Annotated in this window: 14 protein-coding genes; all 14 read right to left on the reverse strand. The window is 58.7% G+C overall.

Translation table 11 applies throughout. From position 1 onward, the window contains the following. Positions 1-29 precede the first annotated feature (29 nt). On the reverse strand, positions 30-1148 hold the full coding sequence (locus QWJ34_RS25295; protein ID WP_302731878.1) for a PdaC/SigV domain-containing protein: 1119 nt from the start codon (positions 1146-1148) through the stop codon (positions 30-32). A gap of 165 nt (positions 1149-1313) precedes the next feature. Beyond that, positions 1314-1934: a DUF4262 domain-containing protein gene (locus tag QWJ34_RS25300; RefSeq protein ID WP_302731879.1), complete on the reverse strand. Its 621-nt coding sequence runs from the start codon at positions 1932-1934 to the stop codon at positions 1314-1316. Positions 1935-2203: 269 nt separating this feature from the next. Next, complete coding sequence (locus tag QWJ34_RS25305; protein WP_302731880.1) at positions 2204-2962, reverse strand: SIMPL domain-containing protein; 759 nt, start codon at positions 2960-2962, stop codon at positions 2204-2206. A 163-nt stretch (positions 2963-3125) separates the two neighbouring features. Next, positions 3126-5228, reverse strand: coding sequence for a serine hydrolase domain-containing protein (locus QWJ34_RS25310; protein ID WP_302731881.1), 2103 nt, complete (start codon positions 5226-5228; stop codon positions 3126-3128). Positions 5229-5553: 325 nt separating this feature from the next. Continuing rightward, positions 5554-5823 carry an HPr family phosphocarrier protein gene (locus QWJ34_RS25315; RefSeq protein ID WP_302731882.1) on the reverse strand — a complete coding sequence of 90 codons (270 nt, stop codon included), beginning with the start codon at positions 5821-5823 and terminating at the stop codon, positions 5554-5556. Between the two features lie 295 nt (positions 5824-6118). Then, complete coding sequence (gene whiA / locus QWJ34_RS25320; RefSeq protein WP_302731883.1) at positions 6119-7048, reverse strand: DNA-binding protein WhiA; 930 nt, start codon at positions 7046-7048, stop codon at positions 6119-6121. Positions 7049-7055: 7 nt separating this feature from the next. Further along, on the reverse strand, positions 7056-8051 hold the full coding sequence (locus tag QWJ34_RS25325; protein WP_302731884.1) for a gluconeogenesis factor YvcK family protein: 996 nt from the start codon (positions 8049-8051) through the stop codon (positions 7056-7058). A gap of 80 nt (positions 8052-8131) precedes the next feature. Then, a complete protein-coding gene (gene rapZ / locus QWJ34_RS25330) occupies positions 8132-9037 on the reverse strand; it encodes an RNase adapter RapZ (protein WP_302731885.1) in 906 nt (301 codons plus the stop codon). Between the two features lie 58 nt (positions 9038-9095). Then, the gene (locus tag QWJ34_RS25335) at positions 9096-10043 is read right to left on the reverse strand and encodes an ROK family glucokinase (RefSeq protein WP_302731886.1); all 948 of its coding nucleotides are present in this window, start codon (positions 10041-10043) and stop codon (positions 9096-9098) included. A 381-nt stretch (positions 10044-10424) separates the two neighbouring features. Next, on the reverse strand, positions 10425-12104 hold the full coding sequence (locus QWJ34_RS25340) for a DUF438 domain-containing protein (protein ID WP_302731887.1): 1680 nt from the start codon (positions 12102-12104) through the stop codon (positions 10425-10427). A 138-nt stretch (positions 12105-12242) separates the two neighbouring features. Further along, positions 12243-12470: a DUF1858 domain-containing protein gene (locus QWJ34_RS25345; protein WP_302731888.1), complete on the reverse strand. Its 228-nt coding sequence runs from the start codon at positions 12468-12470 to the stop codon at positions 12243-12245. 228 nt (positions 12471-12698) lie between these two features. Then, on the reverse strand, positions 12699-13490 hold the full coding sequence (locus QWJ34_RS25350; protein WP_483314305.1) for an AAA family ATPase: 792 nt from the start codon (positions 13488-13490) through the stop codon (positions 12699-12701). Between the two features lie 118 nt (positions 13491-13608). Further along, entirely contained in the window at positions 13609-14562 is a 954-nt protein-coding gene (gene trxB, locus QWJ34_RS25355) for a thioredoxin-disulfide reductase (protein WP_302731889.1), read from the reverse strand. Positions 14563-14596: 34 nt separating this feature from the next. After that, positions 14597-16333, reverse strand: a complete 1737-nt coding sequence (locus QWJ34_RS25360) for a tetratricopeptide repeat protein (protein ID WP_368047170.1) — start codon at positions 16331-16333, stop codon at positions 14597-14599. Positions 16334-16475: the final 142 nt, after the last annotated feature.

Raw genomic sequence — 16475 nt, forward strand, 5'->3', positions numbered from 1 at the left:
ATTCGGTTTCTTTTATCCCAATTCCGCTTTTACAAGCCGCTGAACGGATTCGCGCCTTTCGGCAGCAGCGAAGCGAACGTAAAGTCGAACGCCGGAATACCGGCCGCATAAGCCGTATATTCGTACTGCTGGAAGAAGATCACGATCCCGCCGTTTTTCACGTAAAAGTCGGGATCGCTGCCGATCGTTTTGAAGGTATCGAATACGCCGGTTTCTTCTTTGGCGAATTCCTTCGCGATCTGCTTGTCGATCTCGCCGCGGTAGTTCGGGTTGGCTTTAAGCAGCGTGTCCAGCTCGATTTCCTTGCCGCTGTTCAGCGAGAAGGTATAACCGGTTTGGAACGTTCCGCCGTGCGCGCCGCCGTAGTATACGTAATCCTGGAGCACGAGACTGAGCACGCCGTCTTTATTATAAGCGACGGTATAATCAGACTGCGCTTCGTAATTGCCGTTGCCGATCGAAGGGTCCTGCTTCTTGATCTGCTGTTTGAACTCGGCCAGGGCGTTGTCCGCGTGGCTTTTGAGCTTCTTGTTGATGGCGGCAATGCCCGCTTCGCTGCCCGAGACCTGCGGATAGCGGATGCTGATGTCTGTCGTGCCTTCTTTGCTTTTGATCGTTTTGGCCGTGATCTTGACGCCTTTCGACGCGGTCGGCTTCAGCGCCAGCGTGCCTGTCTTAGCGCTCCAGCTCCCGTCGATGCCGCCGTAGTCGCGCAGCGCCGAGAACGGAATATACATGGAGCCGCCGATTACCCGGCCTTCGCTTTCCAGGCTGACGCCGCCGGCGCCGATCCAGACTTTATTCTCGTAGGAAGAAAGATGCAGCGGGTTGGGCGAAGTGCCCAGCGTATACTGGGTCGTCGATTTATCGTAACGCAGCGACAGGCCGGACGCTTTCGCCAGCGCTTTCACCGGTACGTAAGTATTGCCTCCGATTTGCAGCGCGCTTGCGCCCACCGCTTTTCCGTTCCAGGTCACTTTGACGCTTTTGACGGCGCTTGTCTGGCTTGCGGCCGCCGCTGCGGCATGCGCGCCTTCTACGCCGATCGCCGCGGTTCCGGGAAGCAGCAGACCGGCCGTCAGAACGGCGGCCGTCACCATTCTGGTTGTTTTGTGCCGTTTTTTTGCGGTGGAGGATGTCGTGTTCATGAAGTTCAGCTCCTTTATTTCCTGACGGTGTCTTGTTGTTACCTCTGTGATTATAAAGGGATCGAAGAACCGGAAGGTGACAATCCACATTACAATATTGCAACTTCAAACCAAGCCGTCAGACGGACTTTTAACCAAAAAGTCAACGTTTCCGCGGCCGCATCGTTACAGCTGGGGACTGACTCCCAGTTTGGGCGTACTCATGATGCTCGACAGCCTCCCGCCCGGCGGCGCCGGACGCATCGGGAAATCCAGTTCCAGAATCAGCATCGGAAGCTTGTTGTCGGTCAGATCGCGGTCGGCAAAGTAACCGTAGAATGAATACAGGTAGCCGCACGGATAATTGTCCAGGTCGTTCTCTCCGTATTCGCGGAACACCGTCGTCCCCTCCACTTCGCTGAAGTCGGGCTGGGTACGCAGCATTTCGCCGTAGTCCAGTTCGGGGGCGAACCGTTCGCCTCCGGAAGCTCTGGCGGCCAGAAGCTCCACCATGCGATGCAGCATTTTAACCGGTCGGTTGGGCGACGCGATCAAAATCTCGGGGTGGCCGAAACTGTATTCCAGTCCGATCGTAAAAGCGTAGTTCATGCCCTCGTCCGATAAACTCATCGCCACCCAGCCGTCCTTCATCATTTCGGGGATATAAGACAGTCTTTTTCGGCAAAAATCGGGATAATGTTCGCCAAATAAAGCGTATCTCTCCACCAGGTTGCGGCGCGGGTTCTCATGCAGCAGTCTTCTGTAGTATTGTTTACGCGTTTCCGGGATGTTTAACGTTTCGATCATTGGAATCACCTCGCTTTATTTTCGGCTCCGATATTTTGGAAATCGCGGCCTCGCTTATTCTTTTTATAAACCTCACACTCGTTTCCAAACAGTTTTGACGCCTTTTCCTGCAAAATTTTCTTGTTTCATTATGCTTCAAAGCCGCGGCCCGCCTGCGTTTAAGCAAGAAAGCCGCCTTCGCGCAGCGCGAAGACGGCTTTCTCATTATTCTAATTTTGTTTAAAACTTCTATCCTTGCATTCAATCGCATTCCCTTATAAAAAACTCGTTTATTTCATTTCGTACTGCACGGTGAGCTGGCTTGTAATCGTGATTTGTCCCGGGTCGATCGCGGTGCTGTCGGCGGAAGAAGCCGTTTCCGCAGCCGCGTTCTTCATTTGATACGGCTGGTACACGATCGGAGTATCCGCTCCGTCCAGGCTGATCGATACGATCGCGCCGAGCTGACGGTTTGCCGCTTTGGCGATAGCGCCCGCTTTGGTGCTTGCGCTGTTCATCGCTTTGGCGATGGCATCCGCTTCGTACGATTCCGGATTCTCGGCCGCGAAGCTGATATTCTGGATGCGGTTTGCGCCCGCTTCCGAAGCTTCGTCCAGCAGCTGGCCGATCTTGTCGAGGTCGCGATACGTGACTTTAAGCGTATGGGTAGCGCTGTAATCTTTGACTTTCTGTCCGTCTTTCTCGGTGTACGTGTAGTTCGGGGAAACGTAGAATTGATCCGTCTCGATATCTTTCGCGGCGATTTTCCACTGGGTTTTCAGCAGAGCGCTCAGTTTGTTCATCACGGCCGCCGTTTTCTTCTGGGCCGCGGCTGCCGTATCCGCGTTCGATTCGACGCCGATATACAGATAAGCCACATCCGGATTGATTTTCACTTCGCCTTTGCCGACTACGTTGATTACATTCACAGCCGTCACCTCCGCAGCTTGTGCCTGATTGATTCCGAGCGCCGACGGCGCGGCGGCTCCTCCGATCAATAACGAACCGGCAACCAGTACGCTGCCCAGCGGTTTCATCCACATTTTCATCGTTTACCCCTCCTGATTGGTTTTGAATTACCCTCTAAACGCCGGACCTGCGCAAAAGGTTGCGGCAGCGCGGGCTGTAAACGAAATTTTTTTGTAAAAAAACCGCTCTTCTCTATTCGCAACGGCTGCGGGAGAGAAAAGCGGCATCGAGGACGAAAAGACTTTAAGCGGCCGGACCTTCCGGCTTCTGAAGGCTCTGGGAGCCGAGTACCGTGCTGGTCAGCAGCAGATCGTTGATCGCGGCGTTCTCGGCGCGGGTGAGCACTTTCTTGGACTGGTAGTCCGCGGCGCCCGCGGCGTTGATCTTGACTTCCGGACCGTAGTAGCCCAGCAGCACCATCAGTTTGACGGCGGGCACGGCCCATTTATCGGTCTTGCCGGTCAGCTTGACCGAAGACAGCAGTTCTTCCGGATACAGGCCCGCGGTCGAGTTGTAGATAATCGCGGCGGCTTCCTGACGGGTAATCGGACGATCCGGGTTGAACTGGCCTTTGGCGCTGCCGGAGATCAGGCCGTACTCGTAAGCGGTCTGGATCGCGGCGGCGTACGGATGGCCTTTGACGTCACTGAATTCCGGCGCGTTCTCGGACAGCGGAATCGCGGACGTGCGCATCAGCATGTCCACGTATTCGCCGCGCGTTACCGGCTGGTCGGGACCGAACGACAGGTTCGGATCGTTCGGGTAGTAACGCAGCGATTGCAGGTCCAGGATGTACTTCGAGTACGGATGCGTGGACGGGATATCGTTGAAGCCTGCCGGCTCCAATCCTTTTTGTTCGTAGCCCGCCGGGTTGAGATACGGTTCTTTGAGATAAGAAACGCTGCCGTCGCTTTCCGTCTTGAAGGCGACCAGCATCTTGTCGGCGTCGATAAACAATCCGTCCGCAACCTGGCGCAGCGCGCGTTCGCCGGTCAGCGGATCGGACATGACCATGCGGCCGCGATTGCTGGTTCCCAATTTGGAAACGACGCTCTCGACGCGCAGATCTTTGTACAAGCCGGCGTAACGGTTAAGCTGCTCCGGCGATTCCGCCGCGTAAGCCGGGAAATTGATTTCCTTCGCGTACTGCGGGAAGAACCGGTAAATAAACGCGGCGTACAGCATTTCGCGCAGCCCACCGTTCTCGTTGTAGACGACGAACACGCCCGTATCCTGCTCCGGAATCAGGAACATCAGCGAGCTTGCGCCCGGCATGTCGCCCGCTTTGGTGATGACTTTGTCGCTGCTTCCCGCGCCCGGCAGCTGCGAAGGCGCTTCGAAGCCGTACGTGGTGTCCGGCAGCAGCGGATGGATCGAAGAGCGGTACGTTTCCATCGACGCCACAGAGTCCGGTTTCAGGAACGAAGCGCCCGAAGCCGTCTTGCCGTCGTTCAGGAACGCGGTCATGAATTTGGCGATATCGCCCGCGGTGGACAGCATGCCGCCTTCCGGCATTACGGTCGGACGCAGGGTGTAGATCCCGAGCGGCTCGCCGCCCGAATAGCCTTCCGCGGAACGCTTCACCAGATCGTCGGACAGCATGAAACTGCTGGATTTCATGCCGAGCGGCGAGAAAACGTTTTTCTGCATATACGTTTCGAACGGCGTGCCGCTCGCGCGCTCTACGATATAGCCGAGCAGCAAATACGCGAAGTTGTCGTACATGTAAGCGGTACCCGGTTCGCGCACGACGTCCGGCATATATTTGCGCACGTAATCTTCGATGCTTACGCGTTCGTCGAAGTCGTCGTGCACGTCTTCTTGGAGAATATCCTGAATTTGAAAACCGCTGCGGTGCGTCAGCAGATCGGCGACGGTAACGGGTTCGGCGAACGGATTGTCGAAAGTGATGTCGCCGAGATATGTACGAATGTCGTCATCCAGGCCCAGCTTGCCCTGTTCGACCAGCTGCATGGCAGCGGCGGCTACGAACGTTTTGGAGACCGAAGCCATGCGGAATACGGTGTTTTGCGGATCGACTTTCTTCTTGCCGTCGACTTTGGCATAACCGTAACCTTTCTCGGCCAGCGTCTTGCCGTTCTTGACAACGACGACCGCGGCGCCCGGAGCCATCTCCTTCACTTCGTCCAGCGCAAAGAATTCGTCGAGGAAAGCGTTGACCGAAGAAGCCGTAAGCGCGGTGTCCGTCTGCTTTGCGGCTGCGCTTTGCGCGGCCGGAGCGGCGGAAGCGAAGGTGGAAGGAACGAGAGTCAGCGCCAGCGTGGAAGCCAGCAGCGCTTTCGCCCATTTGGTCGAAGCCACCTTCCAAATTTTTCTGTTTTTCAAATGATAGTCTCCCCTCATAATGAACAAGCTTTTGTCAGCCGATTTTCGCGGTATTCGCAAAAGGAAGCCCCTGCCGCTTAAAGGCATACCGTCAAGTTTGCGAAGCAAGCGTATCGGCAATAGTTTTTTAAACCTAAAGTCCTATTCCGTAAACAGTAAAAGCTTGATGAGAAGTATATTTTTTGTCAGATTCTTGTCGACGGCCTGTTGGCAGCGCAAAACCGCCCGTCCGAACGAAGAATCGCTCGGGCGGGCGGTTAGGGTCAAAGCGTATAAACGGCCGCGAACCGGACTTGAAGACCGGGCCGCGAGCCGTATTTTCACTTTATTGATTTTCCAGTTCTTCCTTGCTTACCAAACCGATTAAAGCGTTTACAGCCTGCTCGGCGTCCGCGCCTTCCGCACTGATGTGGATTTCCGTACCGGAGCTGATGGCCAGACTCATGATCCCCATGATGCTCTTGGCGTTCACCTTTTTATCTTCCTTTTCTACAAAAATCTCGGAAGAATATTTGTTTGCTTCCTGGACGAACAAAGCCGCAGGTCTCGCATGCAGCCCCGTCTTCAGTCTAACGACCACCGGGTGCTTTGTCATGAGCAATCTTACCCCCTATACGAAATGAAGTTCCTGACGCAACGCATTATTATACTTAGTATAACATAACTTCGGTTGCTCACACTAGGGCCTGTACGCAAACTCACAGAAGTGAATCTTTTACAGCCTTTTTGCCCTCTACGGCGTCGTTTTCCCTTGACGCGCCCCGGCACGCCTTCGGAGTTTGCGCGCATGCCCTGGTGTAAAACCCGGCCTGCGCCGAAGCGGCGCAGACAGGCGAAATGAAACCGATCCCGCCGAAAGAATCGGAGCGGGCGAACGCAGAAAGCGGCGGTCAGCCGCCGCGGATCTTCTCCGCCATGATATCGAGCTTGCGCAGCCGGTGGTTGACGCCGGATTTGCTGACGGTTCCTTTGAGCAGCTCGCCTACTTCCTTGAGGTTGATCTCGGGGTGTTCCAGCCGGACTTCGGCCACTTCGCGCAGCTTCTCCGGCAGATTCTCCAGCCCGACTTCTTTTTGCAGGAAGCGGATATTGTCGATCTGCCGCACGGCGGCGCCGATCGTTTTGTTCAGGTTGGCCGTCTCGCAGTTGACGATCCGGTTGACCGAGTTGCGCATATCGCGCATGATGCGGACGTCTTCGAATTTGAACAGAGCCTGGTGGGCTCCGATAATATTCAGCAGTTCAATGATCTTCTCGCCCTCTTTGAGGTAGAAAATAAAGCCTTTCTTACGCTCGATGCAGCGGGCGTTCAGGTTGAATTCGTTCGCCAGATCGACCAGCGACTGGCAGTGTTCTTCGTACATGGAGGCGATCTCCAGATGGTACGAGGAACCTTCCGGATTGTTGACCGAGCCTCCGGCCATAAAAGCGCCGCGCAGATAAGCCCGTTTGCAGCAGTTGTTGCGCACGATGTCGGGGCTGATGCCCGGCAGGAAATTGAAGCCCTCGGATGTGATCTTAAGCGATCCGAGCAGCTCCTGCACACCGGCCGGAATCCGGACGATGTAGACGTTATTTTTTTTCAAACGCATTTTTTTGCGCACCAGCAGTTCGATATGGATAACAAAGTGCTTTTTGAGCAGCGAGTAAATCCGGCGTGCGATCGCCGCATTTTCGGTAGAGATATCGAGAATGACTCTTTTGTTGGAGAGCTGGACCGAGCCGTTCATCCGGATCAGCGCGGACAGCTCCGCCTTTTCGCAGCAGGCATCCGCCTCCACCATCGTCAATTCTTTCTTGGTTTGAGCCGCGAACGACATGGACTGTTCACCCCTTTCGCATCATCCAGTCTTCCACAAGCCGATAAATATGTTCGCTGAGCTTCTCCGCGTCGTGGCGAAGATACGTGCCGTAGCGCACGAACGTGTCGGCGATAACGGTGCAGTTGGTGCAGGCCAGCTCTTCGAGATCCAGCCGGACCGGCGTCGCGCCTTCTTCCGCGTAGCGCTGCTGCACTTCTTCGGGAATATGGCCGCTGTTGACGAGCACATAATCGAACAGATGGCTGCCTACATGGTCGTAAACGGCCTGCAAATGGTCCGCCACGCTGAAGCCGTCGGTTTCGCCCGGCTGCGTCATGACGTTGCAAATATACATTTTGACGGCATCGGACGCGACAACGGCTTCGGCCAGCTGCGGTACGAGCAGGTTCGGCAGCAGACTTGTATACAGGCTGCCCGGACCGATCAGGATCGCGTCGGCCCGCTGGATCGCCAGCACCGCTTCGGGCAGCGCTTCGACCTCCGCCGGCTCCAGGAAGATGCGTTTGATCCGGCCGCCGTATTCCGGAATGCTCGATTCGCCGCTGACGATCGTGCCGTCTTCCATCTCGGCGTGCAGGATCACGCCTTCTTTCGCGGCGGGATACACGCGGCCGCGAACGGCGAAGACCCGGCCGAGTTCGCGCACCGCAGTGACGAAGTCGCCGGAAATATCGGTCATGGCCGCCAGGATCAGGTTGCCGAGACTGTGCCCCGCCAGGCCGCCGCCGTTCTTGAACCGGTAGCTCAGCATGTCCGAGAGCAGAGGCTCCACGTCGGCCAGCGCCGTCAGCACGTTGCGGATATCGCCCGGCGGCGGCATTTGCATTTCGTTTCTCAGGATGCCCGAACTGCCTCCGTCGTCGGCCACCGTTACGATGGCGGTAATGTCGAGCGGCTCTTCCTTGAGGCCGCGCAGCATGACGGACAGCCCCGTTCCGCCGCCCATCACCACGATGCGCGGACGACGAACGGGACGCTGCGCCTGTTGCTTGCTATTCATGAATGTTCACTCCTCCGTACGTCGGCCGCCTCGAATACTGCGTATAACGCTTCAAAAAGTCTACGATCCGGTCAACGCACTCAGTGGCGGTCCCGTTCGGCGTCGCGATGGTTCACGCGCACCCGTTCCGTTTCGCTCGCGCCCAGCATCCGGCCCAGGTATTCGGAAATGGCGACCGAACGGTGCTTGCCGCCGGTACAGCCGATGCCGATAATGACCTGGCTTTTGCCTTCTTTGCGGTACTGCGGAATCAGAAAGTGCAGCATGTCCAGCAGCTTCGTCAGGAAAGCCTGCGTCTCCGGCCATTTCATCACGTAATCGTACACGTCGCTGTTCTGTCCGGTCAGCGGGCGCAGATTGTCGACATAATGCGGGTTCGGCAGAAACCGCACGTCGAAGATCAAGTCGGCGTCGATCGGCACGCCGTACTTGAAACCGAACGACGTAACGTTTACCGAAAGGCGGTTGCTCTCCATATGCGCGAAGCGCGAAATAATCTTTTCTTTGAGCACGGCCGGCTTCATATTGGTCGTATCGATAATCTGCGTGGCCGAGTTTCTCAGTTCCTCCAGCATTTTGCGCTCCAGGCGAATCCCGTCGAGCGGCATGCCGTCCGGCGCGAGCGGATGCCGTCTGCGGCTTTCTTTGTACCGCTGCACCAGCACCGCGTCGTTCGCGTCGAGGAACAGGATCTCGCTGTGGATCGTAAAATGGTCCTTGATATAAGCGAGCGATTCCGACAGCGCGGCGAAGAACTCGCGGCCGCGCAGGTCGATCACCAGCGCGACTTTGGCGATCTTGCCGTTGGACTGCTCGATCAGCTCCGCGAACTTGGGGATCAGCACCGGCGGCAGGTTGTCGACGCAGAAAAAGCCCAGGTCTTCCAGGCTCTGTACCGCGATCGTCTTGCCGGCGCCGGACATACCCGTAATAATCATCAATGTGGCGGCGGAAGCCGCCGCGTTCTCGCTCGAAATCTCGGTCATCCCGATTCCCTCCCTTGTCCGGCGTTTAGCGCGAGTCTTCAAGGCTTGAAGACGCGCACTAGCGAATCAGCAGTCCGGCGGCGCCGATCATGCCGGCGTCGTTGCCGAGCACGGCGGGAACGATCTCCACGCCTTTTTGCAGCGGTTCCGGCGTCAGCTGGGCGAACGTTTCGCGAATCGGCGCGAACAGGATCTCGCCCGCTTTCGATACGCCGCCGCCGATAATAAAGCTCTGCGGGTTCAGTACGGCCGCAAAAGCCGCCATCGACTTGCCCAGATAGAACGCCGCCCGCTTCACGATGCGCAGCGCCACTTCGTCGCCGGCTTTGGCCGCGTCGAATACCGTTTTGGCCGTAATCTCGCTCGCGTCGGCGATAAAAGTGCGCTCGCCGCGCTCCACGGCTTCTTTCGCCATGCGGATAATGCCGGTCGCCGACGATACGGTTTCCAGGCAGCCCATCTTGCCGCAGCCGCATTGGATCGCTTCCAGATCCGGCACCACCGCGACGTGGCCGATCTCGCCGGCCATGCCGGAGAAACCCTGGTAGATGCCGCCGTTGATAATAATACCGCCGCCCACGCCGGTTCCCAGCGTGTAGCAGACGCAGTTCTCCACGCCCGCTCCCGCGCCGCTCCAGGCTTCCCCGAGCGCCGCGACGTTCGCGTCGTTGTCGATCCGCACGGGCTTGCCGAGCCGCTCTTCGAGAATCGCGCGGATCGGAACGTCCTTGAGGCCTATGTTCGGAGCCATGACGATAATGCCGTCACGGACATTCGTGAATCCGGCGACTCCGGCTCCGACTCCGGCCAGCTGCTCCCAGGAATAAGACGATTCTTCGACGACGCGGCGAACGTAAGCCTCCATGTTGGAGATTACCGTTTCCGGTCCATCCGCCACTCCCGTGGGCCCTTCGTAGGTATGCAGCAAAACGCCGCTCTCGCTGCACAAACCGACCTTGATCGTGGTGCCGCCCAGATCCATTCCGACGTAGACATTTTCAGACATGATACAAGCCACCTTTTTTCTTCAATATAGAAAATGACGAAGCATTTTTGCCTTGGTCTAAAACTCGTTTCCTTCGTCTCCCACTATAAGCGAACGCCCGGTTCCGGTCAAGCGAACGCCCGGCCCCGCAAAGCCTTGCCGCGCAAGGGCCGAAAGCCTTTTCCCCGGCCTTTGCGGCCCTCGATTGCCCGTTCGCGCGGACTTCATCCGGAGTCCGGCACGCCCGGATGCGTGGAAAGCCGCGCGGCGCGGGCGTTCGGAACCGCTGCGCCGTTCCCGGCGGAAATCCGCCGTGCGGCAAAAAGCCCTTTTCCGCCTCCGGGCGGAAAAGGGCAAAACAACGATTTCGGACAGCGTAAGCTTGCTTTTCGGCGGCCGCGGTCAGATTTCGGACAGAATGCGTTTCTGTCCTTCCAATTCGCGGATCGGCGCGATATTCTGCGTGAACTCCAGCGTGCCCAGATAAGAACCCTGCCCGTCGCGGATCGCGAAGTAGCGGATATACACGAACTTGTCTTTGACCGGAATCCAGAAATCTTCGTGGTCTTTGCGGCCCGCTTTGAAGTCGTTCAGCAGTTCTTCGACCACATGCACGCTTTGCGGCGGGTGGCAGTTCTGCACCGAGCGGCCGATAACGGCTTTGGTGCGCGCGAAGATCCGTTCTTTGCCGTGCGAGAAGTAGCGCACGATGTCGTTCTCGTCGATAAACGTCAGGTCGACCGGCAGATGGTTCATAATCAGCTCAAGCTGCTGCACGGACAGGATGCCCGTTGCGAAGCGGACGTAACCGTCCGTGATCGGAGCGGCAGCGGCCGGCTCCGCCGATTTCGGCGGCGAAGAGATGGAAGTCCCGTGCGAAGCCGCTGCGCCGCCGGCCGCCGCAGACGCGGCCTGTCCGCTGGCGAACGCGGCCATTTCCGCCGCCTGCCGGGCCATCTCGGCGGCCTGCGCCGCCATCTTCGCCGCCTGTTCGGCCATGCCGGCCGGCTGCGCCGGCTGTTCCGGCTTCGCGGCTTCCGCTTCGGCTTTCGCTTCCGCCGCAAGCATGTCCGCGACCCACTTCGGCATCTGCGCCCCGGATGCCGCGGCCTCGGCCGCGAAGGCCGGCATACCGCCGGCGGCCGGTCCGCCGACTGCGGCTTCCGGGCGGGAAGCCGGCCGTCCCGGCTGCGCCGGCGCTTGCGGCGCGTTTGCGGCGCCGGCCGCGGCTTCGGGCGTCCCGGCGGCTTTGCCCGGTTCCGCCGCGCGGGCCGGCGTCCAGCGCGCCGTGCCCGGAATCAGGCAGTAGCCGATTTCTTCCGTTTCGTCGGCGATTTTGACCCATTCGTCTTCGGTCAGTTTTTTCAGCGCCATCGGCAGCAGGATATTTTCTTCCTTGAAGACCATCCCGTCCACTTCCTGCACCGCGTATTCGACCTGCGCCCGCACTTTTTCCCGGTCGCCGTCGTATTCCGTCAGCAGCCGCTTCGCTTCTTTGACCGCGGCCCGGATACCGTCGTCCACGCCCCACATGACCTGGGTCGGACCGTAAATGCCGTAGCGCTCCAGATAAGGGAACAGCAGATTTTCTTTGCGCGAATAATGTTTGTCCACATCCAGCAGCAGGTTCAAATCCTCCACCAGCTTAAACCGGTTCTTGTCGGAATCGTCTTTCAGGAATTTCTCCAGATGCAGCCCGATCGAGAAGCCGGTCAGCCGTTCCAGCTCGCGGTTTTCCAGCTTGAACGTATGCACCGGGTGGCCCGGCTGCTCTTCCGGCGCCGAAGGCGCGGAGCGGTGAATATCCGAGATCGAACCTTCGAAGATCGAGGCGTGGACCGAGCACAGCCGCTGCACCTCGGACACCGGAATGCCTTCCTCGCGCATCATCGTTTCTTCGAGCTTCGAGATTTCTTCCACTTCCACGCTGCCTACCGCTTCGCGGAACCGCTCTTTGACCTCGGCCGGATTCGCGCCCGCGTGCAGGTCCTTGATAATCGACTTCAGTTCTTCCATTCTCCGCGTTTGTTCCGGGTCCAGGGTCTGCGCCGCGTGCTCCCGGTTGTTGATGAGTTCGCTCATGATGATTTCTCTCCTTTTTAACGTAGGTTCGTGTCGAAGTTTCGTTTCCGCTCCGCGTCGTCCTTTTATCGAAAAAGTTATCGAAAAAGCCCGTCCGGGCCTTTATATCGCGCCGATCCGCCGGCCGTGCCGCGCTCTCTATCCGACCACTTCGTACCCGCGCGCTTCGAAAGCTTCGCGCAGTTTGCCGGGATCGATCCGCTTCATTTTCGCTCCTTTGAGCGGCGTCATAAATTTGCCCATCGTTTCCAGCATGCCCGGCTCCGAGATTTTCCGAAAGCCCAGCTCCGCCATAATCGCCGCCACTTCCGGTTCCTCGCTCACCAGCTCGTAGACCGTGCGGCCCAGATCGATTCGTTTGCCCATACTTTCGTGTCCTCCCGGATACCGGACCGCGATCCGTGACCGCCGAATCCGTTCAAATTTGCGTGAAAACCATTCTCATCCCGACTTTATCACGCGGCTATTTCTCAACTTGTGATTTGACGCACAAAGTTTATTTTTCGTATAAAAAAGCGCGCCGGACCGGCGGTTTCCCCGCTTGTCCAAACGCGCTTCTTTCATCATACGTCTCCATGGCTATGCGTAAACCGCTTACTCCGATTCCGGATCGCTGCCTTGCAGCAGTTCCTCCAGCATTTTTTCCCGGTTGTTGAGAAACTCCCGCGTGACGATATAATGCTCCGTTTCCTCCACCTTGCGCTCCCGAATGCCGCCGGCGGTCAGGCTGTACAGCCGCGAGTCAGGATAAGCCATCAGCAGCGGGGAGTGGGTGGAGATGATAAACTGCCCGCCGCTGCGCGCCAGCTCGTGAATCCGGGTAAGCATCGCCAGCTGCCGCACGGGAGACAGCGCCGCTTCCGGCTCGTCGAGAATATACAGGCCGTTCGAACCGAACCGGTTCATAAACGTCGCGAAAAAAGCTTCCCCGTGCGACTGCTCGTGCAGCGAGCGTCCGCCGTAGCTGTCGATGATCCTGCCGCCGCTGCACGGTTCTTTGTCCAGCTCGTCGATCGTCGTCGCCACATTATAGTAGCTCTCCGCGCGGAAAAAGAACCCGTCTTTCGGACGCGCCGCGCCCCGAACCAGCCGGATATGCCGGTGCAGCGGGGAATGCGTTTCCGCCGTCGCGAAATTGAAGTTGAGCGTGCCGCCTTCGGGATTGAACCCCCACGCGGTCGCGATTGCTTCGAGCAGCGTCGATTTGCCGACTCCGTTCTCGCCGATCAGATACGTGACCCTGCCGTGAAACTCGATATTCTCCAGCGCGCGCACCGCGGGCAGCGAGAACGGGTACACGTCCATCGACTCGATCCGCTCCCGCAGCAGCTCGGCGCTTCTCAGATAGCGGCGGTCGGGACCGCCTTTTTGCTCTCCATACGCCATCCGCCCGCCTCCTTTCGCTTTTATTTCTTGAAAAAGTTCTTGTTCGTTAAAAAAAGAACGCGCCGACGAAAGGGTCCGTTACGGAGTCCCGTCTGCGCGTTCTGCGTTGTTTTTTCTTTTAGCGGTCCAGCGTTTCGCTCCAGTCGTGCACGACGCTGCCTTCGAGATATTTCTCGCAGTCCATCGCCGCCATGCAGCCGCTGCCCGCAGCCGTGATCGCCTGGCGGTACTTCGTATCCTGCACGTCGCCGCAGGCGAAGACGCCCGGGATATTCGTTTCCGTCGTACCCGGCTTCACGACCACGTAGCCGTGTCCGTCCAGCTCGACGTGCCCCTGCAGGAACGTCGTGTTCGGCGTATGGCCGATCGCCACGAACACGCCGTCCGCTTCGATCAATTCTTCCTGGCCGGTCTCGTTGTTGAGCACTTTCAGCCCTTTGAGGCCGGTCTCGCCCGCCACCACTTCAAGCGGTTTGCGGTTGAGCGCCCAGCTGACTTTCTCGTTTTCGCGCGCGCGGTCCTGCATGATCTTCGAAGCGCGCAGCTCGTCGCGGCGGTTAACCACTTTGACGTCCGTCGCGAAACGGGTCAGGAAGCTGGCTTCTTCCATCGCGGAATCGCCGCCGCCGATGACGATCAGCTTTTTGCCGCGGAAAAAGAATCCGTCGCACGTCGCACAGGTGCTCACGCCGCGGCCGATATTGTCCTGTTCGCCCGGGATGCCGAGGTAGCGGGCCGAAGCGCCGGTCGAAATAATGACCGAATCCGCTTCGATCGTATCGGAACCTTCAACGGTGATCTTGAACGGACGCTGCGAGAAGTCGACCGCGTCGACCCAGCCGTTGACGAATTGCGCGCCGAAGCGCTCCGCCTGCTTGCGCATATTATCCATCAATTCCGGTCCCATGATCCCCTGCGGGAAGCCCGGGAAGTTCTCGATTTCGGTCGTCGTCGTCAGCTGTCCGCCCGGTTGAAGCCCTTCGATCACGATCGGGTTCAGGTTGGCGCGGGCCAGATAGATCGCCGCCGTCAGACCGGAAGGTCCGGTTCCGATTACTACTGTTCTATGCATACAGACATCCTCCTTGTAATAGCAAAAAGAGCGCTCAAAGCCCTTTTCGATGATCTCTTCCGGGTATCGGCATCCGTTCCTTGATGCCGCATACCTGGTCCATACGTTTGACATAGCGCCCCACGGTCGAGGCCGATACGCCGTAGCGGCGGCCGATCTCTTCGTAAGTCGAAGACACGCGATGCAGCTTGCCGTTCAGATAATCCAGCGCCGCGGCCCAGCCCTCCACATAGGAGATGGCCGGCACCTCCGGATACATCCGGCGCAGAAAGTCGGTCCACAGCGCCTCCAGATCGCGGCGCAGCCCGAAATCGCCCGGCGCGCACGAAGCGCGGATCGCCGTGTCCAGCACGTCCTGCCAGCGCTTCTCCCACACCGGCAGTTCCGCCGGCTCCCGGGAGAAGCGCGGCGATGCCGACAGCTCCGGCTCTTCGTCCGGAGCCTCGGCGTCTTCCGCAGGCGGGCCGAGCGCGGCGCGCGCCAGCTCGCGCAGTTCGTCCGGCTCGCCGCCGTCCTCTGCCAGGCCGCGCAGCGCGGCCTGCATCTCTTCGTCCGCGAACTGCCGGCACGCTTGAATCGCGCGCCGCTTGTCCTCGGTCTCGCCGCCGCGCAGCGTCCGGAGCAGCGCGGCGCGAATCGCCGGCGTATCCTCCGGCGCCCGCTCCTCCCAGCGCTTCCACAGCTCCGACCGGCGCAGCGCCTCCAGCCGGTAGTGATAACTGACCGGCTCCACGCGGCCGGTCAGCCGCCACTCCGGCAGGCGGCCCAAATAGTACGCCGCCGCTTCGGCGTCCGGGTCGAGCTTCAGCGTCTGCTTCCACAGACGCTCCGCCTGGTCCAGCCGGCCGCTCTGCACGGCGGCCACGGCGCAGTAATGATAAACCGACGCGTCGTCGGACGCTTCGGTTCCGGCCAGCAGGCGGCGAAAATGCGAATACGCCGCCTCGTGCTCGCCGAGAATGCCCAGCGTCGTCGCCAGCTTGAACGCATGCTCGCGATGAAACGGCACGATTCCCGTCAGCCTGCGGGCCAGCAGTTCCGCTTCCTCCGCGCCTTCGGCGCCCGAATGGCGGCGAAAGATCGCCAGGTTGCAGAGCCCGTGCAGATTGCCCGGATCGCGCTGAAGCACGCCTTCCACGATCTCCAGCGCTTTGTTCGACAAGCCCATATAATAATAAGCCAGCGCCAGATTGTTGGACGCGGCCGCGAAGTCCGGATACTGCTGCAGCAGATTCTCCAGCATATCCGCCGACTCCGCGAAGCGCCCTTCCTCCAGCATCGCCCGCGCCCGGTCGTGACGGTCCGCGCCCCATCTCGCTTTGACGCTGTGCTCGCGCACCTGGCGTCCCAGCTCGATCTGGAGCAGCTCGATCATCTCGTCCGCTTCGCTCAGGAACTGCCCCGAATCGTCCGCTTCCAGATAATCGAGCAGCGCTTTTTCCGCGTCTTCGAATCGCTCCATATTGGCAAAGTTGTTCGCCATATAGAAGCGGCACTCCGTCATGGCCGGGTCCACTTCTTCCAATACATGCAGCAGCACGGCGTTGGACGCTTCGTAATCGCCCGTCTCCGATAATATACCCGCCATATTGCAGTGATTCACCGGATTTCCCGGTTCGAGTTCGACCGCCTTGCGAAAATATTTCAACGCCTTGTCATATTGGTAGCGATCCAGCGCTTGGACGGCTCTTTCGAAGAAGAAATTCTCGTCCATCGATAAAGAAACCACGTTGCCGCGCGGTCCTTCTTCACGCCGATAGTTCCCGTTCACCTGAGCAAGGCCCCCTTTATTGGCTGCTAGGACGTACACGCCCCAAAAAAACCCAATCTCCCATCGTGCATCCCCGGCCTTCGAGCCGGAAAATACATCCCAGACAGTATAACACAATTCCCGGAGGCTCCCCAATAAAATA

The organism is Saccharibacillus sp. CPCC 101409, assembly GCF_030518235.1.
In the GTDB taxonomy this organism is placed as follows: domain Bacteria; phylum Bacillota; class Bacilli; order Paenibacillales; family Paenibacillaceae; genus Saccharibacillus.